Genomic DNA, 26,156 nt, shown 5'->3' on the forward strand with positions numbered 1-26,156 from the left:
TCACGGTAGTCCGACCTGCAACCTGCCGTCGGCGACCCGCACCGGGAACACCGGCACCCGGGTCGAGGGATCGTCCAGGCATTCGCCTGTGACCAGGTTGAACACCTGCTTGTAGACCGGCGACGCGACCGTCGGCACGCCGTCGCGGTCACCGACGATGCCGCGGGACAACACGGCGGCTCCGGAGAACGGGTCGACGTTGCCGATCGCGTGCACGGCGCCGTCGGCCATCCGGAACAACGCCACCTGCACCGCCTCGCTCCCGGTCGCGAGGAGCGCCGCGGCACCGCGCTCGGGCAGCAACCGGTCGAGCGGGCACACCGTCTCCCAGCGCAGACCGATCGGCCCGCCACCCGTGTCCGCCGACCGAACGCCGTCGTCGAACGGGCGGACGGTCATCGATGGCTCGGCCGTCATACCCGCACCACCGGCAACCCGAGCGCGACGGGCACCGGCTGGCCCCGCTCCTCGACGAACGAGATCGTCGGGTCCGGGGCGTCGGGCGCGTTGACGAAGGACACGAACCGCTCCAGCTTCTCGGGGTCGCGGAGCACGCCGCGCCACTCGTCGGCGTATCCCGCGACGTGCAGCTCCATGGCGGCCTCCAGATCGGCACAGATGCCCAGGGAGTCCTCGACGATCACCTCGCGCAGGTGGTCGAGCCCGCCGTCCATGGCCTCGACCCAGGCCGCGGTGCGCTGCAGGCGGTCCGCGGTGCGGATGTAGAGCATGAGGAACCGGTCGATCATCGCGATCAGCGTGTCCGTGTCGACGTCGGACGCGAGCAGCTCGGCGTGGCGCGGGGTGAACCCGCCGTTGCCACCGACGTAGAGGTTCCAGCCGGTCTCGGTGGCGATCACGCCGAAGTCCTTGGACCGGGCCTCCGCGCATTCCCGGGCGCAGCCCGACACCCCTGACTTGATCTTGTGTGGCGCCCGCAGGCCGCGGTAGCGCAGCTCCAGCGCGACGGCCAGGCCCACCGAGTCCTGCTGGCCGTACCGGCACCAGGTCGTGCCGACGCACGACTTCACCGTGCGCAGCGCCTTGCCGTACGCGTGTCCGGACTCGAACCCGGCGTCGACGAGGCGGCGCCAGATCGCCGGCAGCTGCTCGACGCGTGCGCCGAACAGGTCGATCCGCTGCCCGCCGGTGATCTTCGTGTAGAGCCCGAAGTCGCGGGCCACCTCGCCGATGACGATCAGGCCCTCCGGGGTGATCTCGCCGCCGGGGATCCGCGGCACCACCGAGTAGGTGCCGTTGCGCTGCAGGTTGGCCAGGAAGTGGTCGTTGGTGTCCTGCAGCGCCGCCTGCTCCCGGGACAGGACGTGCCCCGCGCCGAGCGAGGCGAGGATGGATGCCACCGCGGGCTTGCAGATGTCGCAGCCGCGGCCGGTGCCGTGCTGCGCGACGAGCTCGGAGAACGTGCGGATCCCGGTGCCCGCGACGATCTCGTAGAGCTCCGCGCGCGACACCGCGAAGTGCTCGCACAGGGCCTTCGAGACCTCGACGCCCTCCTGCGCGAGCAGCGTCTTGAGCATCGGGACGCACGACCCGCAGCTCGTGCCGGCCCGCGTGCACGCCTTGAGCGCGGGGACGTCGTGCGCGCCGCCGCAGATCGCCGCGCGCAGGTCGCCCTTCGTGACGGCGTTGCACGAGCAGATCTGCGCGGAGTCCGGCAGCGCGTCCGCGCCGACCTCGACCCCGCCCGGGGCGATCATCGCCACCGGGTCCGCGGGCAGCGGCGAGCCGACGAGCGGGCGCAGCACCGCGTACTTCGACGCGTCGCCGACGAGGACGCCGCCCAGGAGCGTCTGCGCGTCGTCGCTCACCACGAGCTTGGCGTAGGTGCCGGCGACGGGGTCGTTCACCACGACCTCCAACGCGCCCGGCGTGGTGGCCATCGCGTCGCCGAAGCTCGCGACGTCGACGCCGAGCATCTTGAGCTGCGTCGACATGTCCAGCTCGGCCGGCGTCATCGTCGCCGCGCCGCCGAGCAGCCGGTCGGCGACGACCTCGGCCATCGCGTACCCCGGCGCCACCAGCCCGTACGTGCGGCCGTCCAGGGCGGCCACCTCGCCGACGGCCCAGACGTGCGGATCGGGCGTGCGGCAGGCGGTGTTGACCAGGACGCCGCCGCGCTCGCCGAGCGGCAACCCGGCCGCGCGGGCCAGCCCGTCGGCGGGGCGGATGCCGGCGGAGAAGACCACGACGTCCGCGTCCAGCTCGACGCCGTCGGACAGCGCCGCGATGAGGCGGCCGCGGTCCTCGGCGATCCCGGTGACCGAGACACCGCAGCGCACCTGCAGGTCCTCGGACTCCACGAGCCGCCGCAGCACCGCGCCGCCGCCCTCGTCGATCTGCACCGGCATGAGCCTCGGCGCGATCTCCACGACCTGCGGCGACAGCCCGAGCAGCCGCAGCGCCCGCGCGGCCTCCAGCCCGAGCAGCCCGCCGCCGACGACCACCGCGGAGCGCCGGCCGGGCCCGGGTGCCGCGACCGCCCGCCCGGCAGCGGCCATGATCGCGTCGAGGTCGTCCAGCGTCCGGTAGACGAAGCAGCCGGGCAGGTCGCGGCCGGGCACCGGCGGCACGAACGGCACCGACCCGGTGGCGAGCACGAGCGCGTCGTAGCGCAGCTCGCGCCCGGACGCGGTGCGCACGACACGGGCGTCGCGGTCCAGCGCGACGGCGGGGTCGCCGAGGTGCAGCTGCACGAGCGGGTCCGCGGTCGCGGGCAGCGTCAGCTCCTCGGCGGACTTCCCGTCGACGTAGGACGACAGCGCCACCCGGTCGTACGCGGGCCGCGTCTCCTCGCCCAGCACGGTGATGCGCCAGGTCCCAGTGGTGTCGCGGTCGCGCACCGCCTGCACGAGCCGGTGCCCGACCATCCCGTTTCCGACGACGACGAGTTCCCTCATGCGGCTCCCTCCTCGGGGACGGGGGTCAGCGCTGTCTGTTCGCTCCGCCGAGCTCCGCTCAGCGTCGGCGGGTCGCTCTCGGCGAGCCAGGCGCAGATCCCGCGCACGGTGTCGCCACAGCCCCCGCACCCGGTGGTGGCGCGCGTCGCGCGGGCGAGCGCGCCGACGTCGGTGTGGCCGTCGCGCCAGGCGGCGACCAGCGCGCCCTTCGTGACGGAGTTGCACCGGCACACGACGGCGGCCGCGGGCAGCCGGCCCGGGTCGGCGGTCTCCGGGGCACCGGGGAGCGCGCGCCCGAACAGCAGGCCGAGCCGGTCGCTGGGCGCGGGCTGGCCGGTGTCGTAGTACTGGATCATCGACGCGGCCGCCTCGGGCAGGCCGATCATCGCGCCGCCGACGACGCGGTCGCCGTGCAGCGCGAGCGTGGCGTAGCGGCCACCGGCGGGGTCGGCGAAACGCAGCACCTCGGCGTCGCCGCCGGCGAGCACGGCGGGGTCGCCGACGGTGGCGAGGTCGACGTCGCGGGCCTTGAGCCGGGTGACGGCGCGGGTGCCGCGGTAGCGGGCGGCCGGGTCGGTGCCGGTCAGCAGGTCGGCCAGCACGGCGGCCTGCTCCCAGCCCGGCTGCACCAGCCCCGCGGGCGTGCCGGGGTGCTGGGCGCAGTCGCCGATCGCGTGCACCCGCTCGTCCGAGGTGGCGAGCCGGTCGTCGACGAGCACGCCACGGTCCACGACGATCCCCGCACCCGCGGCGAGCCCGGCCTCGGCGCGCACCCCCGCGGAGACGACCAGCGCGTCGGCGGCGATGAGCTCGCCGTCCGCGCCGCGCAACCCCGCGTCGGGCTCCCACGCGACCGCGGAGAACCCGAGCCGGACCTCCACTCCGAGGCGGGCCATCGTCGCGGCGAGGACCTCGCCTGCGCCGGAGTCGAGCTGGCGCTCCATGAGGTGCGGGGCGGGGTGCACGACCGTCGCGCGCACCCCCCGGCCGGCCAGCCCGCGCGCGGCCTCGCAGCCGAGCAGGCCGCCGCCGAGCACGGCGAACCGGGCCCCGGGGCGCGCCAGGGCGAGGATGCGCTCGCAGTCGTCGAGGTCGCGGAAGGTGACGACCCGATCGTCGTCGAGGCCGTCGAGCGGCGGCAGCCACGCCCGGCTGCCGGTGGCGAGGACGAGCTCGTCGTAGCGCACCGCGGTGCCGTCCGAGCAGCGCACCACCCGCGCGGCCCGGTCGATCGCGGTGACCGCGACGCCGGTGCGCAGGTCGACGCGGTGCCGCGCGGCCCAGCCGGGCGGGTGCAGCTGCACGGCCTGCGCCGTCAGCCCGCCGCTCAGCACGGTGGACAGCAGCACCCGGTTGTACGCCGGGCGCGGCTCGGCCCCGAGCACGGTGAGACGCACCCGCCGGCCCTCGGGGTCCCGGCGCCGCACCTCCTCGGCGAACCGGGCACCGACCATCCCGTGCCCCGCGACCACGACCCGTCTGCTCACGGCGACCGACGGTAGGTAGCCGGAGTTACGACGGTGGGGCCCTCCGTGACGGGAAGGTAACGCCACTCGCACATCACCGGGCCGTCCCGGTGAGGCCACCGGGGCGCACCGCTACCCCGAGTGGCGTACCGCGCACCACCAACGGCTGACATGATTGCCGTGCTTCGGGCGCATCCGATGGGGGGCAGCGGTCGCAGATGGACAGGGACGCGGATTCAGCGGCACGTCGGGGAGATGAGCGGGGTTCCGTTCCCGACCGGCAGATCGGTGTGCTGGTCCGTGCCGTGGTCGAACGGGCTGCACCCGAAGAGATCCCGATGGTGGACGGGCTGGGCGAGATGGGCGACGAGGCCGCCGTCGAGCTGTTGTCGAAAGCGGGCCCACGGGACGAGCGGCTCGGGTTCGGCTGGACGGACGTCGCGATCCTCGTCACCCCCGTGCTGTACATCGTGCTCGACCAGGCCGTCCGGAAGCTCGTCGACGATTCGATCGACGGTGCGCGCCGCGGCGTGCTCCGTCGGCTCCGGTCGACGATGCAGCGCCGGACGGAGGGACGGGGCGTCCCGCCGCTGTCCGACGAGCAGATCGCGGAGATCCGCGACCGGGTGACGGTCCTCGCCGTGGAGCGCGGGGTGCCGGACGACAAGGTCGAGCGGGTCCGCGACGCCGTCGTCGAGGTGCTCTCGAGTGGCGACAGGGAGGGTTCGGCAGGGACGCCACCGACCGACTGATGCAGCCACGCCTTCCCCCGCCGCCGCCCTCGCCCGTACACGCACTCGGCTCGGGAACCGGGCTGCGCTTCGTTCTGCTGATGGTGCTGGTCGTCGCGAGCACCGTCGCGATGATGTCCGAGCACGTCGTGCTCCGGCGCTTGCTCGGCGATCCGAACAACGACTCCGCGGGATGCAACCTCGCAGCCGGATACGACCCCTCCGGGGCCTATTGGGGAAACGTCGCCGCCCTGGCCGGCAGGAATGCGGAGGCGCTGGAGTCCTGCATCCAACCGTTCCGGACGCCGTGGTGGGCACCGTTCGTCGTGATCGGAGCGGTCTTCGCACTCGCGGCGGTGCTCTGCTGGGTGATGCCGGTCTGGCGGATCCGACGCCGCCGCCTGCGCCCGCTCGCCCCGTCATCCGAGGCGGGTGCCGCCGTTCACGACCTGGCCGCACGGGTCGGCGTCCCGTCGGTCCACGTGGTCGTCGACTGGGCATCGTCGTCGATCAACGCGGTCGCGTTCGGCCGTCCGGGTCGCACGTGGGTCTCGCTGCCAGGCGGTCTCCTCGTCACCAGGGGCACCCATCCCGACCGCTTCGCCGCGATCGTCCTGCACGAACTCGCGCACGTGCGCTACCGCGACGCGGGGATCACCTACGCGACGATCGCGCTCTGGCGGGTCTTCGTGCTGACGATGCTCGTGCCGTACCTGGCCTTCTACGCCGACCTGATCGTGACGGGCCAGTTCTTCCTGACCGACGACCCCCATCAGGTCTTCCTGGCGACGTCGGGTCCGGCCTACGCGCGGTCGCTGGCGATGGGCCTGTTCACGGCGCTGCTCGTCTACCTGTCCCGGTCGGACATCCTCCGGACCCGTGAGCTCTACGCGGACCGGCGCGCGGTCGACTGGGGTGCCTCGCGCCGGGTGTGGGACGTGGAGGCGCCCCGGTCGGCGCGATCGCGGCGCGCGCTGCACCCGATCGCCTCGGCGGCATCCGCCCTCCTCGCCACGCACCCGAGCTGGGCCCAGCGGGCGCGCGCGCTCGGGGATCCCCTCGTCCTCCTCCGGGTCCCGGCGCTGCCGACCTTCCTCACCGGCGCCGCCGCCGCGCTGATCGACAACCACCTGGAGCTGGTTCCGGGCTGGACGGGTCCGTCGCTCGGATGGGTCGGTGCGGCGCTCGCCGGAGCACTGATCGTCGGCACCACGTGCCTCACCCTGTGGCGGCGGACCGCACTCGCGATGACCGTCGGACGGGAAACGCCCTCGGGAGCGGGCACCGGGTTCTGGCTCGGCGCCGGGCTGATGACGGGGAGCGTCTTCGTCGGCATCGCGCCGCAGCGCGACATGTGGCTCGCCACGGCGCCGTGGCTGACGCTCCTGCTGGGCCTGCTGGCGTTCGTCGTGACCTGCTGGACCGCCCAATGCGCCCGCCTCCTGCTCGCGGCGGTACCCCCGAGGTGGGTACGGGTCCCCGCCGCCGCCGGCCTGCTCACCACCGCGGCCGTCCTCGCGTTCTGGCTGAACTGGTGGCGGGCGGGGCCGGACCTGTTCCGGCCCGAGGTGGCCTCCTACCTGGTCCAGCTCGGCATCCCCGACTTCGGGTCGCTGACCCCGATCGTGATCATGTCGGTGACCGCCGTGGGGACGCTCGGCCCCCTGCTGGTGTGGTCCACCGCGGCGCTCTGGCTCGTACCGCTCGCCGCGTGGCTCAGCCCCGCTCCGGAGGTCTGGCTCGCCGCCCACAGCGGGCTGCCGCCGCTGCGCCGCGTGCTCGGCGCCGGCGGGCTGGCGGCGCTCGTGTCCTGCGTCCTCGCCGGCGCCGTCGTACTCGCCCCGATCGATCTCTCGGCCTCGGGTGTCCGGTTCGCCGGAGCGCTCCTGATCGCACTCCTCGCGGGACCCCTGGCACTCGCGGCGCTGTCGGCGGCGCTGGCCGGTGCCCGGGCCGGCATGCTCGTGGGCGCCGTCGTGGCGGGCGTGGGTGTGCTCGTCGGCAGCGTGGCTATCGCGGTCGCACTCACGGGCCTCGGCTGCGTGGCGTCGCTCGTCGGGCCCACCACGTGCAGCACGTTCGCGGCGCAGACGTGGCTCTTCCTCCGCTGGGTCGTCCTCCCGTTCCTCACGCCCGGGATCGTCGTGGCGGCGGTGCTGGCGCTCGTGGCCTCGAGCGCCGTCGGACTGCTCCGTCGCGGCCCGCCCGGGGCCCGGGGTGGCGCGGTGCAGGCCCCGATGTCCGCCCGGCCGACCACTCCGCGGGTCCGACGGCTCGCCGTCGTCGCGATCGCGGTCCCGGCCATCGGCCTGAGCACGTTGACGAGTACGGCGCCGATCTTCTCGACGCCCGGCCGGGTCTCGGTGGACCCGACCCAGCCGGTGACCGCCCCGATCCCGGTCCCGGAATCGCCGCGGGTCCGGGAAGCCCAGGTCGTCGCATGGCTGCAGTACGGCGGGCAGGATCTGCGCACGACCCTGGTCACCGTGCAGCGCGAGCTCGCCGCCGACACCGACACCGTCCGTGCAGGGTGCGTGCGCCTCGCCCGGTGGGCGGACGACGCGAAGGCGTACTTCACCGTTCCCGATCCCGGCCAGCAGATCCGGTGGGAGCGGGCGCAGTCGCTCGCGCGGACCGCGAGCGCGGACTGCCTGGCGGCCCTCGCCGCCCGGGACAGCGCCGCGCTCGGGGCCGCCCTCCGCCGCGCCGACGAGGCCGTCGGGCTCGCGCTCGCGGTCTTCGAGTGGCTGGACGGCTGGTGAAACAGCAACGGCAACGCGGGGATCGGGAAACCCGGACCGGTTTCCAGGGGTACTGGTCGCGTCGCGTCACAGACGAGCACCGGATCGTCTACGAGATCGTCGAGGACGAGATCCGGATCGCCGCCTGCCGCTACCGCTACACGCGCTGACGGCGCTCACCGGCCACGCACCGGGCGGCCCCAGTCCGTGCCCTCCCGCAGCGGCCGCTTGAGGATCTTGCCGCCCGGGTTGCGCGGCAGTGGTTCGCCGCGCACGACGACGAACTGCGGGAGCTTGAAGTCCGCCAGCCGCCCCTGCAGGTGGCCCAGCACGGCGTCCGCGTCGAGGCCGGCACCGGGCGCCGGGACGACCACCGCGCCCACCTTCTCCCCCATCACGTCGTCTGGCACGCCGACCACGGCGGCCTCGGCCACGCCCGGCACGGCGGCGAGGGCGTTCTCCACCTCCACGCAGTACACGTTCTCGCCACCGCGGTTGATCATGTCCTTGACCCGGTCGACGATGTGCACGAGACCGTGCGCGTCGATCCGGGCCAGGTCACCGCTGTGCAGCCAGCCGTCGACGAAGGTGGCGCGGGTGGCGTCGGGCTTGTTCCAGTAGCCGGCCACCACGTTCGGCCCGCGGATCAGCAGCTCGCCCACGCCGCTCGTCGCGTCGAGCACGTCCAGCGACAGGTCCACGACCGGCGCGGCGAACCCGACGGAGTCGGCGTGCGCGGCCGCCCACTCGTGGGGCAGGTAGGTGGCGATCGAGGAGGTCTCGGTGAGGCCGAACCCGTTGCCGACGCGGGCGTTCGGGAACCGGTCGGTGACCCGGTGCACCAGCGAGGGCGCGATGGGCGCGCCGCCGTAGGAGATCCGGGTGACCGCGCCGACGTCGAACTCGCCGAAGTCCGGCTGCGCCATCGCGAGGGCGTAGATCGCGGGCACGCTGGTGAGCACGGTGATCCGCTCCTCGACGACGGTGCGCAGGAACGCCCGCACGTCGAAGGCGGGCAGCACGACGGTGGTGCCGCCGATCGCGAGCTGCACGAGGAGCTGGCTGTTGCAGCCGGTGACGTGGAACAGCGGCACCGAGACGAGGTTGCGCAGCGACGGCCCTTCGGCGCGGTCCACGCCCGTCACCCGCAGCGCCGTCTCCACATTGGACAGGAAGTTCTCGTGCGAGGTCATCGCACCCTTGGGGAAGCCCGTGGTCCCGCTCGTGTAGAAGATCGCCGCCAGGTCCACGGGGGTGAGCGCGTCGGCGGCGTGCGGTGGCCCGTCCGGCAGCGGTTCGCCGGGGCGCAGCACGACGGCAGCGCCGGAGTCGGAGAGCACGTACTCGACCTCCGGCGGCGCGAAGCGGGTGTTCACCGGCACCGCGACGGCGCCGGCGAGCTGCGTGCCGAGGAACCCGAGCACCCAGTCCACCCCGGCCGGGAGCAGGATGGCCACGCGTTCCCCGCGCCCGACGCCCGCCGCCACGAGCCCGCCCGCGACCCGGGTCGCGCGGTCCCACAGCTGCCGGTAGGTCAGCCGCTGCCCGCCGACCTCGACGAGCGCCTCGACGTCCGGGAACCGCTCGACGCTCGCCCGCACCATCGCGACGAGCGAGTCCGACAGCGCCGCGTAGTGCGCCACCCCGGACACGTCCCGCTCGATCCCCGACACGTCGAAGGGCGCGTCGCCGCGGGGGTGGGGCTCGACCGCCATGCCGCTCATCCCTCCCGCGGTGTGAAGTAGCGGCGCGGGTTGTCCACGAGCATCGCCGTGATCTGCGCGTCGGTGACGCCCTTGTCGCGCAGCGCGGGCAGCACGTCGCGGTGGATGTGCTCGAAGTGCCAGTTGGGCACGGCCTGCTCCTTCGTGGCCTGCCACGCCTCGCCGGAGAAGAAGTCGATGTAGCAGGAGGCGTCCTGCGAGAGCACGATCCGGTCGGCGTAGCCCTGTTCGCAGAGCACGGCGATCGTGGCGACCCGGTCGGCCGTGGTGTTGTACATGTCCAGGCCGAAGCGGTCGCAGCCGATCGTGGCCCCCTGGTCCATGATCCACTTGAGGTGGTCGAGGTCGTTGGTGTCGCCCGCGTGCCCGATGACGACCTTCGTGAGGTCCACGCCCTCCTGCGCGTAGAGCTCCATGGCGAGGCGGCCCGTCCGGTGCGCGGCGTTCGTGTGCACGGTGATCGGCACCCCGGTCTCGCGGTGCACCGCGCAGATCGCCTTCTGCACGCGCGTCTGGTCCTCGGTGAGCCCGCGCGCCTCCACCACGCACTTGAGGAATGCGGCCTTCACCCCGGTGTCTCCGATGCCTTCCCGGATGTCGCGCAGGAACATCTGCGTCATCAGCTCCGGGCCACCCAGCTCGGTGCCCGGGCCCCGGTAGTGGAAGAAGTGCGGGATCTCGTCGAAGGTGTACAAGCCGGTGGCCACGACGATGTTGAGGTCCACCTCGGCGTTGATCCGCTGCACGCGCGGCAGGTAGCGGCCCAGCCCGATGACGGTGGGATCGACGATCGTGTCGACGCCGAGCGCGGCGAGCGAGCGCAGCTTGCCGATCGCGTCGTCGACCCGCACCTGTTCGTCCCACCACTCGTCGCCGTAGTTCTGCATGACGTCCGGGGTGAGCACGAAGACGTGCTCGTGCATCAGCGTCACACCCAGGTCGGCGAGCTCCACCGGCCCGCGCACCGTCTCGACCGCAACCATCGGCGCCTCCTCCTCGAGTCCCCGGGGGTTGATCGTGTCCCGGATCACACCCTTGCGGCAAGGGAGCACACTCGCGGCCATGTGCTGCGATGACGACGGGAAACTGGGCCTTCCGCCCCCGGTGATCGAGATGCTCGCGCGGTACCGCCGGCTGCGTGACGAGCAGGGGTTCGGCTGGGGTGAGGACGCCCTGCCCGACTTCTTCCGCTGGGCCCGCTTCAGCGCGCTCGGACCGGCGTTCGCCGAGTTCGCCACGTCCGGCGACTGGTCGGCGGCGGTCCGCGCGGCGATCGGCACGCAGGTCCCCGCGGGCCTGGTCGTGGTGGCGGTCGCGGACGACGGCGGGCTCAGCGCCGACAGCGGCCCGCCCCGGCCCGCGATCCGCGGCACCGCCGTGGCGGTGGACGTGGTCCTCGACTCGACCGCCGGCTCCGACGAGGTGGTCACGGTGGCCGGGCAGGACATCCCCGTGGCAGCCGGCGGTACCGGCCTCGTCACCCTCGACCTCGACGCCGCCACCCCGGACATCACGATCCGCCACGCGGACGAGACGCTGGTCGTGACGGGCGTGCTCACCCCGACGCCCGCCGCGACGCTGCGCCTGACCGCACCGCACGGCGCGCGCTGGTCCGTCACCGACACGACCGGCGGCGCCTGGTTCGCCGAGGGGGTGCCGCGCAAGTGGGACGCCCGCCACCGGCCGTTCTTCCACGCCGGCACGGTGGACGTCGCCGTCCCGGCCGCACCGCTGCACGTCGTGGCCGCCCGCGGGCTGGAGTTCGAGCGCCAGGAGTTCGACGTGTCGCCTGCGCCGGGCGGGACGGTCGAGGTGGAGTACCGGCCCGTCCGGCGCTTCGACCCGGCCGCGCAGGGCTGGTACGGCGGGGACATGCACGTGCACCTCAACTACAGCGGCGACCTCGTGCTCACGCCGGCCGACGCCGCCCGCATGCAGGTGGGCGAGGGCCTGCACCTGATGAACCTCGCGGCCGGGAACCTCGGCGGCTCGCTCGTGTACGACCGCGAGCTGCTGGAGTCGACGGCGGGAACGGACCTGTGGTCGGGCGGCTCGGGGGCCGAGCAGGTGGTGGCGCGGGCCGGCCTGGAGTACCGCAACGACCTGCTCGGGCACGTGCACGGCCTCGGGCTCACCGCGATGCCGCCCGTGCTGCACACCGGCCACGAGGGCTCGGACCGGCCGTGGGACTGGCCGCCGAACAGCGTGGCGTGCGCGCACATGCAGGAACTCGGGGCCACCACCACCTACGCCCACCCCGTGTACTCCCCGCTGACCGATCCTGACGACCTCTACGGCCCGTACCGCAGCGTGGAGGCGCGCGAGCTGGTCGCCGACGCCGCGCTCGGGGTCGTGGACGCGATCGAGCTCGTGTCCTGCTTCGACGACCGGGGCGCGGTGGTCATGTACCACCGGCTGCTGTCCTGCGGGCTGCGCCTGTCGGCCGCCGCGGGCACCGACGCGTTCCTCTCCTTCGCCCACGGTCCTGGCGTCGCCTCCAACCCGCCCGGCTGGGGGCGGGTGTACGCGCAGCTCGGCGCCGAGCCCCTGTCGGTGGCGGCGTTCCAGGACGCCGTCCGGGCCGGGCGCACGGTCGTCACGAACGGGCCGTGGCTCACGTTGGACGTCGACGGCCACGGTCCCGGCGCCGTGCTCCACCGCCGTCCCGGTGACCGGCTGGTGGTGCGGGCCCACCGGAGCGGCTCCGGCGTCGACCGGCTGGTGCTGCACGGCCCGGACGGCGAGCTCGCCGGCACCGGCGGGGACGTGCTCGGGCACGAGGTCGTCGTCGGCGAGGGCGGGCTGTGGCTCGCCGCGGCCGCGTACGGCGGCGACGACCCGCACACGCTCGGCGCGCCGGTCTTCGCCCACACCTCCCCCGTCTACGTCGACGTCGCCGGGCAACGGGTCGCGCGGTCCGACGCCGCCCGGTGGTGCCTCGGGCTGCTCGACCGGCTGCAGGCGCTCGCCACCGAGCACGGCCGCTTCGACCCGGATCGCCGGACGGAGCAGCTGGGCGACCTGACGGCGGTCATCGGCCGCGCGCGAGCGTTCTACGAGCGGGTCGCGGCGGCCTGAACTACACCGGTTCCAGGCGGACCGCGCAGACCTTGAACTCCGGCATCCGGCTCACCGGGTCCAGCGCCGGGTTCGTCAGCAGGTTCGCGGCCTGCTCCGCACCGAAGTGGAACGGCAGGAACACGGTGTCCAGCCGCATGCTCGGCACGCACCGCACCCGCGCCTGCGCCGCACCGCGCCGCGACACCACCCGCGCCCACTCGCCGTCGACCAGCCCGGCGCGGGCCGCGGTGTCCGGGTGCACCTCGACGAACGACTCCGGCACCACACCGGCCAGCTCCGCCACCCGCCGGGTCTGCGCGCCCGACTGGTAGTGCACCAGCACCCGCCCCGTCGTCGCCCGCAGCGGGTGCTCGGCGTCGGGCAGCTCGGCCGACGGCGTGTGGTCGACCGCCACCAGCCGCGCACGGCCGTCGGCGTGGGCGAACCGCTCGGTGAACAGGCGGGGCGTCCCCGGGTGGTCGGGCTCGGGGCAGGGCCAGTGCAGTGCCTCACCCGCATCGAGGCGGGCGTAGGAGATGCCGGCGTAGTCGGCGATCCCACCCGCGGACGCCGCACGCAGCTCGTCGAACACGGTTTCGGCGTCCGCGGGGAACCCGTCGAACCCGAGCCGCTGCGCCAGGCCCGAGACGACCTCCAGGTCGGTGCGCACCCCCGGCGGTGGGTCGAGCGCCCGGCGCCGGCGCAGCACCCGGCCCTCGAGGTTGGTCATGGTGCCCTCCTCCTCGGCCCACTGGGCCACGGGGAGCACCACGTCGGCGGCCATCGCCGTCTCGCCGGGCAGGACGTCCGCCACGACGAGCAGGTCCAACGCCGCCAGCCGCTCGGCGACCGCACCGGCGTTCGGCGCGGACACGAGCACGTTCGAACCGAACACGAGCAAGGCCTTCGGACCGCCACTGCGACCGAGCGCGGCAAGCAGCTCCGTGGCGCTGCGACCGGCGCCGGGCAGGCTGTCCGGGTCCACGCCCCACACGCCGGCGACGTGCGCGCGGGCGGCCGGGTCGGTGATCGAGCGGTACCCGGGCAGCTGGTCGGACTTCTGCCCGTGCTCGCGCCCGCCCTGCCCGTTGCCCTGGCCGGTGACGGTGCCGAAGCCCGAGCCGGGCCGGCCGGGCAGCCCCAGCGCGAGGGCGAGGTTGATCCACGCCGTGACCGTGTCGACGCCGTGCGCGTGCTGCTCGGCACCCCGTGCGGTGAGCACGTAGCGCCGCGTCGCGCCGGCGAGCCAGCCGACGACCGTGCGCATGTCCGCCGCCGGCACCCCGCACACCCGCTCGGCCCGCTCCGGCCACCACTGCGCGGCGAGCCGCCAGGCCTCGTCGAAACCGGTGGTGCGTTCGGTCAGGTACTCCGCGTCGAGGTGCCCGTCGGCCATCGCTGCGTGCAGCAGGCCCAGCGCCAGGACCAGGTCCGTGCCGGGCACCGGCTGCAGGTGCAGCCCGCCGGACGCGACCGCGCGCTCCGCCGTCGGCGTCCGCCGCGGGTCGACCACGACGAGCCGCGCCCCGCTCAGGTGCCCCATCAGCGGCGGCATGGTCTCGGCGAGGTTCGCGCCCGCCAGCAGCACGACCTCGGCGTCGTCCAGATCGGTGACGGGGAACGGCATCCCGCGGTCGAGGCCGAACGCCCGGTTGCCCGCCGCCGCGGCCGACGACATGCAGAAGCGGCCGTTGTAGTCGATCTGCGAGGTCCGCAACGCCACGCGGGCGAACTTGCCGAGCAGGTAGGCCTTCTCGTTGGTCAGCCCGCCCGCGCCGAACACCGCCACCGCGTCCGGCCCGTGCTCGGCCTGCAGCGCGCGGATCCGGTCGACGACGTGCCCGAGCGCCGCGTCCCACCCGACCGGCCCGAGCGGCGCCGCCCGGGCGGGGCGCACCAGCGGCGTCGTCAGCCGCTCGGGGTGGTGCAGCAGCGCCCCGGACGTCCAGCCCTTCTGGCACAGCCCGCCGCGGTTGGTCGGGAACTCACGGCCGTCCACCGCGCCGGTCCGGTCGACCCACTGGCCGCATTGCAGCGCGCAGTAGGGGCAGTGGGTGGCGACGCGCGGCGGCGCTGCGGCGACCGTCATACGCCCGCGTGCGCATGCACGGCCCCAGCGGGCGCCGGCCGCAGGTAGACGACGTAGGTCACCACGACGCACACCACGTAGAAGGCGAGGAACGACCAGAACGCGGGGTCCCCCGAACCGGCGGAGAGGAACGCCTGGCGGAACGCGAGGTTGATGAACAGCCCGCCCAACGCCCCGACCGCACCGGCGATGCCGATGACCGCACCCGAGATCCGGCGGGCGCGCAGCAGCGCCGCCCGCTCGTCCGCCCCGTCCGCGACCGCTGCCTGCGCCTGGCCGCGGAAGATCGCCGGGATCATCTTGTACGTCGAGCCGTTGCCGAGCCCGGTCAGCGCGAACAGCACCACGAACCCCGCGGTGAACAGCGCCAGCGAGCCGATGGCCGAAGCCGCGATCACCACGCCGGTGGCGAGGCCCATCGCGATGAAGTTCCAGAAGGTCACCCGTGCCCCGCCGAGGGCGTCGGCGAGCTTGCCCCCGTACGGCCGGATCAACGAGCCGAGCAGCGGGCCGATGAACGTGACCGCCGCGGCCTCCAGCGGCGTGCGCCCGAACTGGTTCTGCAGCACGAGCCCGAACGCGAAGCTGTAGCCGATGAACGATCCGAACGTACCGATGTAGAGCAACGACATCACCCAGGTCTGCGGCTCCCGCACCGACTCCCGGAAGGCACCGGTGTCGCCCGTGACCGAGGACAGGTTGTCCATCTTCAGCGCGGCGAGCACCGCGGCGACCACGATCAGCGGGATGTAGACACCCAGCAGGATCCGCGGCGCGCCCGTCCCGGCCGTCGCGATGATCAGCAGGCCGACCAGCTGGACCACCGGCACGCCGATGTTGCCCCCGCCCGCGTTCAGCCCCAGCGCCCAGCCCTTGCGGGCCTCGGGGAAGAACGCGTTGATGTTCGCCATCGACGACGCGAAGTTGCCGCCGCCGACGCCGCCGACCGCCGCGACGAGCACGAACGTCGCGAACGACGTGCCGGGCTGCATGACGAACCCGGCGAGGACCGTCGGCACCAGCAGCATCAGGGCGCTGGCGATCGTCCAGTTCCGGCCGCCGAAGCGCGCCACCGCGAACGTGTAGGGCAGCCGCAGCACCGCCCCGACCAACGTCGGCACCGAGACGAGGACGAACTTCCCCGCCGCGTCGATGCCGTACTCGGGCCCCATGAACAGCACGAGGACCGACCACATCGTCCAGATCGAGAACCCGATGTGCTCGCTGACGATGGAGAACCACAGGTTGCGGTTCGCGATCTTCGCGCCGGTCCGCTCCCAGAAGCCCTGGTCCTCGGGGTCCCAGTGGTCGATCCAGCGCCCGCGCAGCAGGGAGCGCGTGGGAGGTGCGTCTGGTGCCGTCGTCGTCACGCCGGTCCTCCTGGTTCGTCGGTCCGGAGCGACGCTAGGAGGAGCCCGTTACCAGGTTGTCGGTTCGATGTGACGGGGACGAAAAGTGGCCCTCACGGGCGAGGTCCTCGACGGGTGAGCCCGGCCCACGCCACATCCGCCGGCACCGCGACTCGCGGAAGGTGAGGCCCCCACCCCGCGAGTCGGGGTCTGGGTGCACGCAAGTCGCGGTCTGGGCGCCTATGGATGCGCGCGAAAAGCGGCGTGATCATCGCTTCGGTGCGCCGACGGCGAGATCCCGCCGTTCGTGCACCGGAGCGGTGATCATGCAGGCGACCTACAGGAGCGGGCCGATCGCACCCGCCGCACGCTGCAGCCCGGCCAGGGTCTGCGGTGAGGCCTCGGAGTGCTGGGCGTGCAGGGCGACGCGGTGCAGCAGCGCGCGCAGGAGCACCTGCGGCCACTCCTCGAGGTGCGTCCACCGGTGGGGCAGCCCTTCGTCGGCCCCGCCCCACGCCAGCGCATCGACGACGATCACAGCCGCGGCCCACTGGGCCGGCCGCCAGCACGGGACGAGATCGATCAGCGCCGGGACGCCGTGCTCGTCGAACAGGACGGCCCCGAACAGCTCGGGATGCACCAGCTGCGGAACGAGCTGGATCGGTTTGCGGAACTCGGCGAGCTGCGTGTACAGCTCACCCCCGGTAGCCGGGTCGAGCGTGAGACGCCGCTCGCCGAACGCCCCGGCAGCGGAGCGGGTGAGCAGGTCGTCCCGGTCGTCGAGGAGCCGCGGTCGCGAGACCGCCGTGGTGGCCGCGTGCAGCCGCACCGACGCCTCGATCACCTCGTCGTACCGAGGCTCCACGAACCCGGGGATGAACCGGCAGGCCGCCCAACCGCCGACGACCCAGCGCCCGTCGGAGGAGCGCAGCGGCCGCGCGAGATTCACCCCGTCGACCTCCAGGCCGTCGAGCACGGCGGCGGACCACGCGGCGACGACGTTGTCCGGAACGGGACGGACGAGCACGTCGCCGCAATGCCAGGCACGCCGCCCGGCCCACACGACCGGCCGCGGTTCGACGTCGTTCACGCCGAACGCGGTGCGGACGTGCGCGGGCAAGGTGGCCCCGGCGGACGACAGAGCGGGCGCAGCGGTCACGACACCGCACGCTACCTGCGCGCGGTCGGTCTTCCGGGCAACCACGCGGGGCGCGTCGCGGCACCGCGCGATCGTGCGGTGCCGCCGCCCATGATCACTGACCGTCGCGATTCCGGCCACCCCGCCGTCCCATGATCGCCATCAGGGACGCGACCCGTCACCGTCGCACCGGTTCACACCCGGAACGACCACTGTTCGCAGTCGCCGGGGGTGTCGGACCGCTGCTCGCGCCCGATGGAGGTTCTCGTCCGGGGCGTTCCGGTCGCCGATCTAGTCGTCGTCCGAGCCGGAATCGCCGCCGTCGTCGGAGTCCCCGCCGTCATCGGAGTCCCCGCCGTCGTCCGAATCCCCGCCGTCGTCCGAATCCCCGCCGTCATCGGAGTCCCCACTGTCGTCGGAGTCCCCACTGTCGTCGGAGTCACCACTGTCGTCGGAGTCACCGCTATCGCCGGAATCATCACCGCCGCCGGAGTCGTCCCTGTCACGGGAGTCATCGCCGGAGTCATCCTCCTTGGAGTCCCGGTCACCGTCGGAGTCCCGGTCACCGTCGGAGTCCCGATCACCGTCGGAGTCCCGATCACCGTCCGACTCCCGATCACCGTCCGACTCCCGATCACCGTCCGACTCCCGATCACCGTCCGACTCCCGATCACCGTCGGAGCCCCGATCACCGTCGGAGCCGTCCTCGTTCTCGGGAGCGCGTTCGCTGTCCGAGTCACGGTCGCTGTCCGAGTCACGGTCCTGCGCCTCCTCGGAATCCCGAGCGCCGCCGGACCGCCCATCGTCGTCGGTGTCCTCGGCGTCCTCCTCCCGACCAGAGCCCTCGGCGTCGGAGTCGTCCGCATCACGCTCGGAGGCCGACGAGGAGCGGTCCGACCGGTCGTCCGAGTCACGGCCTTCCGAGTCACGGTCGCCCGAGTCACGGTCGCCCGAGTCACGGCCTTCCGAATCACGGTCGCCCGAATCGCGGTCGTCGTCCGCGCGGTCCAACGCCTCCCAGACGGCCGCCTCCACAGCCTCGTCGTCCCACGACGACCAGTCCCCGGAGTCATCGCCGGAGTCATCGCCGGACTCGTCACCGGACTCATCGCCGGACTCATCGCCGGAGTCCCTCTCCCGCGGGTCGTCGTCGGCATCGCGCGACCCGGAGCGCTCGTCCCCGTCCGAGGCATCCTGCGCGTCGTCGTCGTCGGAGTCGTCGCTCTGCTCCGCTGCGACCTGCAACAGGGAGCCGATCCCCCAGCCGTCGTCACCGTCGAGCGCGTCGAGGGCCGCCTCTACCGCCTCCTCGTCGGAGTCCCGCGAGTCCGAGCCGCCCGAACGGTCTCCTCCGGACGAGCTGTCCCGGTCGGAACCCCTTTCCCGGGAGTCGTCGCTGTGGCGGCCCTCCGCGTTGTCGGAACGGTCGGCGTTCCGCGCGCCCTTCGGGTCCTCCTCGCGGTCGTCCTTGCTCTCGTCCTCGCGGCGGTCCTTGCTCTCGTCCTTGTTCTCCTTGCTCTCCTTGCTCTCGTCCTTGCCACCGGCACCGTCATCGTCACGATCCCCGGGCAGGGCATCGTCCACGACCTCGACCACACCGGTGAGAACACCGCCCGGTCGCGACGACTCCGATCCGCCCCGGTCGTCCCGGTCCTCCCGGTCGTCCCGGTCGCTTCGGTCGTCCTGGTCGCTTCGGTCGCCCCGGTCGTCCCGGTCGGAGCCGCTGTCGTCGTCGCCCCTGTCGCCGCCGTTCCCGCCGCCGCCGTTCCCGCCGCCGCCCCCACGACCGTCCCGGTCATCGTCCGACGACCCACCGTCCCCTCCGCCACCGGTGAGCAGGCCTCCGACGGCGTCGACCACGCCACCGACCGGGCCGCCGGAGTCGTCCCGGTCGCCGCTGCCGCCTTCCTCCTGCTCCTGCTCCTGCCCGGAGGACCCGCGGTCAGCGTCCCGATCGCGATCGGGACCACCCTCGTCACGGTCCCGCCCGCCGCCCAGCACATCCCCCAGCCCGCCTACGGCGTCCCCGATCGAGCCGCCCGGATCGTCACGCCCGGAGTCGGGACCACGGGAGTCAGGACGGCCGGTGTCGGGACCGTCAGCGCCGGGACCGTCAGGGCCGCGACCGCCAGAGCCGGGAGCGTCAGAGCCGGGAGCGCTCGAATCGGGAGCGCCGGCCTCAGGACCACCGGAGTTGCGCTCGTCGCCGCCGGGAAGGGCGTCGACGACGTCGTCCAACGGACCTCGGTCCGGTGCGCCGGCCCGTCCCGGCCCGTCCCCGTCCCGGTCGGGAGAGGACGGCTCTCGAGCATCGGCGGCGCCTTCGTCGGGCTCGGCGTCCCGCCCGCCCGGGCCCCGGTCGCCGTCCGCCGGGCCGTCGTTCCCACCGCGGAGCGCCTCGTCGATCGGACCGAGGACGTCGCCGAGCGGACCGCTGTCACGCTCGGGGTCCGGCTCGGCGCCATCGGCGAGCACCGAGGGACCGTCCGGCTCGTCGGCGTCGGCGCGCGGATCGGGCTCGTCACGGTGCTCCGCGGCCTCGTCGCCGGGGCCACGGGGGTCGGGTGGCGCGCCGTTGGACGTGTCCTGCCGCTCCTGGCCCTCCTCCTGCTCGTCACGCGCGAGGACATCCGGCAGATCGGGCGGGCCGCCGTGCTCGTCGTCGGGCTCGTCGCCGTCGGCCTCGTCGCGATCGGGCTCGTCGCCGTCGGACTCGTCGCGATCGGCCTCGTCGCGATCGGACTCGTCGCGATCGGCCTCGTCGCGATCGGCCTCATCACCGTCGGACTCGTCACGACCGGCGCCGTCGGAGTCACCTGAGCCGTCCGAGTCCTTGCCGTCGGACTCGTCGTCGCCGTCGGAACCCCCGCTCTCGACGACCTCGAGCACGCGCTCGCGAACCTCGGCGGTCTCCTCACCGTCGTCGGGCAGGGGGGCGCGCACCGCGTTGTCGACCCCGCGCTCCAGGTTCTCCAGCTCCGTGCGCCGCGCCTCGCGTTGCCGCAGCCGCAGATCGCGTTGCTCGTCGAGCGCCGCGATCTCGGCGGCCTGCTGGGGGGTCGGACGCTTGGCGGGGACGTCTTCCAAGGCCTCCTCGACGGCCTGCAGGTGCCGCTCGGTGAGCTGCAGGTCCGCCCGGACGCGATCGAGGGAGCGGTAGGTGTCGATCTGGGACTGCAGCGTGGCCTTGCGCCGCTCGAGCAGCCCCTTGCGGGCGTGCAGGTCCTCGACCGCGGGCGGCGCCTCGGCCCGCTGCTCCTCGGGGAGGCTGGTCCAGGCGTCCTCGGTCTGGGCGATCGTGTCCAACTGCCGGTTGAGCGAGGTCAGGGTCACCTGGGCGTGGGCGATCCACTCCTCCCCGGTGTTCACCCCCGGCGCCGCCCGGACCGGCACGGCCGACGGCACCGGCGCGGACGCGGTGACGGCGTAACCACCGGCGAGGATGCCGGCCGCGCTCACCACGGCGACGGTGCGCCTGCGATGACGGCTGCCGCCGGTCGGGCGCACCGGCCCGGGCCGTTCCTGCGCGCCTGCCCGCCGCGCCTGCACCCGGGCCCGCTGGAGCCGCGCACCGTGGGGCACGGAAGGCTCCCACGGCTCGTCCGCGGGCTCCAGGAGCCACGGGAGGGTGGCGGCGAGCCGAGTGTCCTGCTCGACCTGGGCCGCCGCCCGGCGGGCCTGGCGCGCGGCAGAGCGGTGCGCCGCGGTGCAGTAGCGGCGCGGCGGACGGCCCGGGATGTCCTCGATCACCACCTCGCACCCGGGCAGCGCGCAGCGTCTCGCGTCGTCGTCCACCAAAGCGACCCCCATCGCCGGGTGACGGAAGGCATGCCGGGTCCCGGCGACGCTCCGTCCGGCCACCGTGGTGTGCGCCCCAGCGCACCCCGACCCCGCGGGTGCCGGATCCGTCTTGATCTTCCCGGGATCGGAACGCTACTCGGCGCTCGACCGGGTGTCACTGCTCCGTTCGACCAACATCATCGAGGGAAGAAGGTGACGCTGCGTCATTGCCGCACCCCCCGATTGAGCCATTAGTGAGAGCGCTCGCACGTCCGCTCGATCCGTTCTTGCAAACGTACCGAGCAGATGCACCCCGACAACGACGGCGCCCCCTCCGGCTGGATGCCGAAAGGGGCGCCGTGTGATGGGTGGGGGGGTCAGTACACCGGCTGGGACGGGTCGACCTGCTTGACCCACGAGAGGACGCCGCCACCGACGTGCACGGCATCCTTGAAGCCCGCCTTGTGCAGCGCGGCGAGCGCCTCGGCCGAGCGCGCACCCGACTTGCAGTGCAGCACCACCGGCTTGTCCTGCGGGATGTCGGCGAGCGCCTCACCGGAGAGGATGCGGTCCTTCGGGATCAGCTTCGCGCCCGGGATGCTGACGATCTCGTACTCGTTCTGCTCCCGGACGTCGATGAGCTCGAAGTCCTTGCCCGCGTCGATCATCTCCTTGAGCTCGAGCGCGGTGATCGTGCTGCCCGCGGCGGCGCTCTGCGCGTCGTCGGACACCACGCCGCAGAACGCGTCGTAGTCGATGAGCTCGGTGATCTTCGGCGTGTTCGGGTCCTTGCGGATCTTGATGGTGCGGTAGCTCATCTCCAGGGCGTCGTAGACCATCAGCCGGCCCAGCAGCGGCTCGCCGATGCCGGTGATCAGCTTGATGGCCTCGTTCACCATGATCGAGCCGATCGAGGCGCAGAGCACGCCCAGCACCCCGCCCTCGGCGCACGACGGCACCATCCCGGGCGGCGGCGGCTCGGGGTAGAGGTCGCGGTAGTTCAGGCCCAGCCCGTTCGGCGCGTCCTCCCAGAAGATCGAGACCTGCCCCTCGAACCGGAAGATCGAGCCCCACACGTAGGGCTTCCCGAGCAGGACGGCGGCGTCGTTCACCAGGTACCGCGTGGCGAAGTTGTCGGTGCCGTCGAGGATGAGGTCGTAGTCGCGGAAGACGTCGAGCACGTTCGACGATTCGAGCCGCAGCTCGTGCAGCCGCACCTCGACGTTCGGGTTGATCTCCTTGATGGAGTCGCGGGCCGACTCGCCCTTCGGGCGACCGACGTCGGACTGCCCGTGGATGACCTGCCGCTGCAGGTTCGACTCGTCCACCACGTCGAACTCGACGATGCCGAGCGTGCCGACGCCCGCGGCGGCCAGGTAGAGCAGCGCCGGGCTACCGAGCCCGCCCGCGCCGACCACCAGCACCTTCGCGTTCTTCAGCCGCTTCTGCCCCGCCATGCCGACGTCCGGGATGATGAGGTGGCGGCTGTAGCGCTCGACCTCCTCCTTGGACAGCTCGGCGGCCGGCTCCACGAGCGGCGGTAGCGCCATGATCAAGCTCCTCGCATCGACGTACGGTCTCTCAGGCGGCAACGTCGCGGTCACCCGGGTTCTTCCCAGGTCCCGGCCCCCACCGCATCCCACATGCCGGCGACGGCGCGCGCCACCACGTCGGGGGCCTCGATCTGCGCGACGTGCCCCACACCCGGCAGCACCAGCAGCCGCGAGCTCGACAGTGCCGCGGCGGTGCGGTGGGCGAGCCGCGGCGCGACGAGCCGGTCGCGCTCACCCCACACGACCAGGGTCGGGGCCTGCACCCGCGCGGCCACCGACCACAACGACTCCCCGCGCAACCAGCCCGCGACCATCCCCCGGCCGGTCTGCTCGGCGGCCTCCCGGGCCCACGCCAGCCGTTCGCGCGCGGCGTACTCCGCGGCGGCCTCGACCAGCCGGTGCTCCGAGGCGATCCCCGGGTCGCCGAAGCACAGGCGCACCACCTGCTCGGCGCGGGTGCGCGGATCGGCCGCGACCAGTGCGGCCCGGGCCCGCCGCCCGATCACGGGCAGCAGCGAGAGCAGCAGCCTCGGGTCGGACACGCGGCGCGGGTCGGGGCGCAGGTCGGGCATGGCCGGGGAGACCAGCGTGAGCGTGCGCACGAGCTCCGGACGCCGTGCGGCCACGCTGAGCGCGACCGCGCCCCCGAAGGAGTTGCCCAGCAGGTGCACCGGGCGTCCGCGGCCGGCGAGGAAACACAGCAGCGCGTCGGCGTGCCCGGCAGGTGAGTAGTCGCGCGACGCGAGCGGCCGCGAGAGCCCGAAACCGGGCAGGTCCACCGCGGTGCCGGCGGCGCGGGTGGCGAGCAGCGCGGCGAGATCCGTCCAGTTCGTCGCCGAGCCGGACAGGCCGTGGACGTAGACGGCCGGTGTGTCCTGCGGCCCCGGTGTCTCGCGCACGTGCAGCGTGACGCCGCCGGAGGTCACCTCACCGCCCGGCCAGGGGGCCCGGTGCGGGTCCCGGACCGGCAACGTGGCGGCGTCGGCGAACAGCGGCCCCGGCACCGGCGCGGGGGCCTGGCGGCGGACGCGCGCGCGGTACGGCGCGGTCGGGGTCGGGGCGGTCCCGGTCGGCGCGGTCCCGGTCACTGTCGTGCTCACCCCTCGAGGATGGCTCCGACGAGCGACCACGGCCACTCGCGGTGACGGGACTCGCGCTTGTGGGGGACGTCATCGCTGCGGCGCCGGGCCGTTGTACCTGGGGGAGGAGGGACATGGGCACCGGAACGCGGCTCGCCGGCACCGTCGCGGCGGTGACGGCCGTGTTCGCCGTCGCGTGGAGCGTCGGCGCGTCGACCACCTCGCGTCCCGTGCCCCCCGCGGCCGCGCCGAGCGTCACGATCTCGCGGGCCGCCGTGCCCGCTCCCGCACCGGTGGAGTCACGGGTGGCGCTGGTGGACGGCTACCGCGTGCGGCTGGACGGCGAGCTCGTGCCGGGCGGCCCGTCGCAGGTGTTCGCCACGATCACCCGGGACGGCGCAGCGGTCACCGACCTGGAACCGCACCTCGGCGGGTTCGGCCACCTCGTCGTCCTGCGGCTCGAGGACCTGTCGCTGCTGCAGGTGCGCTCGGGCGGCCCGGCGCCGGACCCGACCGACCGATCCGGCCCCGGTCTCGCGTTCACGACGGGTGCCACGGCGTCCGGCGACTACCGGCTCTATCTGGAGTTCCGGCACGGGGGCGCCGTGCACACCGCCACCTTCACGATCCCGGCCCGGGAGGTCTCGTGACGCTGCGGCGCACGGAGACGCTCGCGCTCGCCGTCGTAGGAGTGGTCGCCGCGGCCACCTTGGGCTACCGCCTCGGCGCGGGCACTCCGGCCGTGACGGCGTTCGGCAACGCCCTGGCCGTGCTGCTCGGTGGCGTCCCGCTCGCGCTGCACCTGGCGACGGCGACCCCCCTGCTGATGGCGGCGGGCCGCGGCGCCCGGCTCGGGATCCTGCTCCCCGCCGCCGCGAGCGAGGCGCTCCGCGTCGACACCGTGGTCGTGGCCGGCACGGAGGTCCTCACGACCGGCGGGCCGGAGGTGCAGGACGTCCGGCTGGCGCACGGCGTCACCCGGGACGACGTGCTGCGCCTGGCCGGTTCGGTCGCGCAGGAGTCCGCGCGACCGGTGGATCGCGCCGTCGCCGCCGCATCGTCGGTGCTCCCCCGGGTCGCGGAGTTCGACGCAGTCGACGATCTCGGCGCCCGCGGACTCGTCGCGGAGCTCGTCACCGGCCCGGACGGGGAGCCGACGGTGATCGCGCACGCCGTGCTCGTCGGAGATGTCGCGCTGCTGACCGACTACGGCATCGCCCTGCCCGCCGAGCTGGCCGACGCCCCGGCGCAGGCGTCGGCCGCCGGCCGGACCCCCGTCGCGGTGGCGTGGGACGGGGTGGCGCGCGCCGTGCTGGCGGTGGGTTGCGCCGTGTCCGCGTCCCACGGCTCGGCCGTGCACGCCCTGCGCGGGCTCGGCGTCCGGCCCGTCCTGTTGACCGCGCATGCCGAGGCCGCCGCGCGGTACGTCGCCGGGCGGTGCGGCATCGACCCCGAGGCCGTGCACGCCGGGCTCGCCCCCGAGGACGAGGCCGCGGTCGTGCACGCGCTGCGGTGCGCCGGTGCCCGCGTGGCGGTGGTGGCCGACGGGACGCACGGCGCTGCGCTCGCCGCCGCGGACCTGGCCCTTCGCACGGACCCGGTCGCGCCGGCGCATCCCGGCCTCACCGCCGCCGTGGACGCCGTCCGGCTCGCCCACCGGGCCACCGGCGTGGCCAGGGCCAACCTCGTCTGGACACTCGTCTGCCTCGCCGCCGTCCTCCCGGCCGCGGCCATCGGAGCGCTGGGCCCCGCCCTCGCCGCAGCGCTGACGGCGGCGAGCGCGCTCGTCGTCGTCGCCAACAGCCTGCGGCTCGAGCGGTTCGGTACTACCGGCGGGTAAGGTGTGCCTTCGCACCCGATCGGGTGGACGACGGGAGGGCAACCGCATGACCGAGGCACCGGCACCGGTGCACCGCGGCACCCGGCTGTCGCGCGACGCACGTCGGGCCCAGCTGCTCGTGGCCGCCCGGGACGTCTTCGCGGCGCACGGCTACCACGCCGCCGCGATGGACGACATCGCCGAGCGCGCGGGCGTGAGCAAGCCGGTGCTCTACCAGCACTTCCCCGGCAAGCTCGAGCTCTACCGGGCGCTGCTCACCACCTACGCCGACGAGCTGGTGGAACGGGTCGCCGACGCCATCCGCGGCACCACCGACAACGAGCAGCGCGTGCACGCGGCCGTGTCGGCCTACTTCGACTTCGTGGCCGGTGAGGGCCAGGCCTACCGCCTGGTGTTCGAGTCCGACCTGCGCGGCGAGCCCGAGGCCGCGGCCGTCGTGGACGGCGCGCTCACCCGCTGCATCGACACCGTCGCCGCGGCCGTCACCACCGACGCCGGGCTGGACGCCCCCCGAGCCCGGATGCTCGCCGTCGGGCTCGTCGGGCTGAGCCAGGTGGCCGCCCAGTACTGGCTCGACTCGGACCAGAGCGTCCCGCGCGACGAGGCCGTCTCGCTGATGTCGGGCTTCGCGTGGCGCGGCCTCGCCGGCTTCCCCCTGGTGCACGACTGACCCGCCGGCCGGCGGCGG

At 74.0% G+C, this 26,156-nt stretch carries 18 protein-coding genes; 7 read left to right on the plus strand and 11 right to left on the minus strand.

Going from position 1 to position 26,156, the window contains the following annotated elements:
* The 3 genes from nirD to CFP66_RS04115 are packed head-to-tail and all read right to left on the minus strand — an operon-like array spanning window position 1 to window position 4,405.
* Window positions 1-417, minus strand: coding sequence for a nitrite reductase small subunit NirD (nirD, locus tag CFP66_RS04105; RefSeq protein ID WP_233159123.1), 417 nt, complete (start codon window positions 415-417; stop codon window positions 1-3).
* Window positions 414-2,918 (minus strand): nitrite reductase large subunit NirB, encoded by a 2,505-nt coding sequence (gene nirB, locus CFP66_RS04110; RefSeq protein ID WP_094920434.1) that lies wholly within the window; start codon window positions 2,916-2,918, stop codon window positions 414-416. The genes nirD and nirB overlap by 4 nt, the downstream gene beginning before the upstream one ends.
* Window positions 2,915-4,405 (minus strand): FAD-dependent oxidoreductase, encoded by a 1,491-nt coding sequence (locus tag CFP66_RS04115; RefSeq protein ID WP_198961231.1) that lies wholly within the window; start codon window positions 4,403-4,405, stop codon window positions 2,915-2,917. Before CFP66_RS04115 ends, nirB begins: the two co-directional genes overlap by 4 nt.
* Window positions 4,406-4,722: 317 nt before the next feature.
* Between CFP66_RS04115 and CFP66_RS04120 the strand changes: the two genes are divergently transcribed.
* Genes CFP66_RS04120 through CFP66_RS49005 form a run of 3 tightly spaced genes read left to right on the plus strand, consistent with a single transcriptional unit; the run spans window position 4,723 to window position 8,026 of the window.
* On the plus strand, window positions 4,723-5,136 hold the full coding sequence (locus CFP66_RS04120; RefSeq protein WP_143517102.1) for a hypothetical protein: 414 nt from the start codon (window positions 4,723-4,725) through the stop codon (window positions 5,134-5,136).
* The gene (locus CFP66_RS49000; protein WP_094920437.1) at window positions 5,136-7,877 is read left to right on the plus strand and encodes a M48 family metalloprotease; all 2,742 of its coding nucleotides are present in this window, start codon (window positions 5,136-5,138) and stop codon (window positions 7,875-7,877) included. Before CFP66_RS04120 ends, CFP66_RS49000 begins: the two co-directional genes overlap by 1 nt.
* Window positions 7,874-8,026: a type II toxin-antitoxin system YoeB family toxin gene (locus CFP66_RS49005; RefSeq protein WP_304528756.1), complete on the plus strand. Its 153-nt coding sequence runs from the start codon at window positions 7,874-7,876 to the stop codon at window positions 8,024-8,026. The genes CFP66_RS49000 and CFP66_RS49005 overlap by 4 nt, the downstream gene beginning before the upstream one ends.
* A gap of 6 nt (window positions 8,027-8,032) precedes the next feature.
* Here the strand turns inward: CFP66_RS49005 and CFP66_RS04135 are convergent, their stop codons facing one another.
* Window positions 8,033-9,571 (minus strand): class I adenylate-forming enzyme family protein, encoded by a 1,539-nt coding sequence (locus CFP66_RS04135; protein WP_094920439.1) that lies wholly within the window; start codon window positions 9,569-9,571, stop codon window positions 8,033-8,035.
* 5 nt (window positions 9,572-9,576) lie between these two features.
* Complete coding sequence (locus CFP66_RS04140) at window positions 9,577-10,563, minus strand: phosphotriesterase (RefSeq protein ID WP_094921514.1); 987 nt, start codon at window positions 10,561-10,563, stop codon at window positions 9,577-9,579.
* Between the two features lie 79 nt (window positions 10,564-10,642).
* Between CFP66_RS04140 and CFP66_RS04145 the strand changes: the two genes are divergently transcribed.
* Entirely contained in the window at window positions 10,643-12,658 is a 2,016-nt protein-coding gene (locus CFP66_RS04145) for a CehA/McbA family metallohydrolase (protein ID WP_143517104.1), read from the plus strand.
* Between the two features lies 1 nt (window position 12,659).
* Here the strand turns inward: CFP66_RS04145 and CFP66_RS04150 are convergent, their stop codons facing one another.
* The 6 genes from CFP66_RS04150 to CFP66_RS04185 form a co-directional block, all read right to left on the minus strand.
* Complete coding sequence (locus tag CFP66_RS04150) at window positions 12,660-14,729, minus strand: molybdopterin oxidoreductase family protein (protein WP_094920442.1); 2,070 nt, start codon at window positions 14,727-14,729, stop codon at window positions 12,660-12,662.
* Window positions 14,726-16,099 carry a NarK/NasA family nitrate transporter gene (locus tag CFP66_RS04155; protein ID WP_094920443.1) on the minus strand — a complete coding sequence of 458 codons (1,374 nt, stop codon included), beginning with the start codon at window positions 16,097-16,099 and terminating at the stop codon, window positions 14,726-14,728. Before CFP66_RS04155 ends, CFP66_RS04150 begins: the two co-directional genes overlap by 4 nt.
* Before the next feature lie 316 nt (window positions 16,100-16,415).
* A complete protein-coding gene (locus tag CFP66_RS04160) occupies window positions 16,416-17,237 on the minus strand; it encodes a TIGR02569 family protein (protein ID WP_094921516.1) in 822 nt (273 codons plus the stop codon).
* Between the two features lie 270 nt (window positions 17,238-17,507).
* The gene (locus CFP66_RS49010; RefSeq protein WP_233159124.1) at window positions 17,508-21,011 is read right to left on the minus strand and encodes a hypothetical protein; all 3,504 of its coding nucleotides are present in this window, start codon (window positions 21,009-21,011) and stop codon (window positions 17,508-17,510) included.
* Between the two features lie 362 nt (window positions 21,012-21,373).
* Window positions 21,374-22,546, minus strand: a complete 1,173-nt coding sequence (gene moeZ / locus CFP66_RS04180) for an adenylyltransferase/sulfurtransferase MoeZ (protein ID WP_094920449.1) — start codon at window positions 22,544-22,546, stop codon at window positions 21,374-21,376.
* Window positions 22,547-22,596: 50 nt separating this feature from the next.
* Window positions 22,597-23,649 carry an alpha/beta fold hydrolase gene (locus CFP66_RS04185; RefSeq protein WP_233159125.1) on the minus strand — a complete coding sequence of 351 codons (1,053 nt, stop codon included), beginning with the start codon at window positions 23,647-23,649 and terminating at the stop codon, window positions 22,597-22,599.
* Window positions 23,650-23,762: 113 nt separating this feature from the next.
* Here CFP66_RS04185 and CFP66_RS04190 point away from each other — a divergent pair, with 113 nt between their 5' ends.
* From CFP66_RS04190 to CFP66_RS04200, 3 genes are read left to right on the plus strand one after another with little or no spacing between them, the layout of a single operon-like run.
* Window positions 23,763-24,278 carry a hypothetical protein gene (locus tag CFP66_RS04190; RefSeq protein ID WP_094920453.1) on the plus strand — a complete coding sequence of 172 codons (516 nt, stop codon included), beginning with the start codon at window positions 23,763-23,765 and terminating at the stop codon, window positions 24,276-24,278.
* Entirely contained in the window at window positions 24,275-25,468 is a 1,194-nt protein-coding gene (locus CFP66_RS04195; RefSeq protein WP_094920454.1) for an HAD family hydrolase, read from the plus strand. Before CFP66_RS04190 ends, CFP66_RS04195 begins: the two co-directional genes overlap by 4 nt.
* A gap of 46 nt (window positions 25,469-25,514) precedes the next feature.
* Window positions 25,515-26,138 carry a TetR/AcrR family transcriptional regulator gene (locus CFP66_RS04200; protein ID WP_094920456.1) on the plus strand — a complete coding sequence of 208 codons (624 nt, stop codon included), beginning with the start codon at window positions 25,515-25,517 and terminating at the stop codon, window positions 26,136-26,138.
* The last annotated feature ends 18 nt before the right edge of the window (window positions 26,139-26,156 follow it).

It is taken from the genome of Pseudonocardia sp. MH-G8, assembly GCF_002262885.1.
Taxonomy (GTDB): domain Bacteria; phylum Actinomycetota; class Actinomycetes; order Mycobacteriales; family Pseudonocardiaceae; genus Pseudonocardia.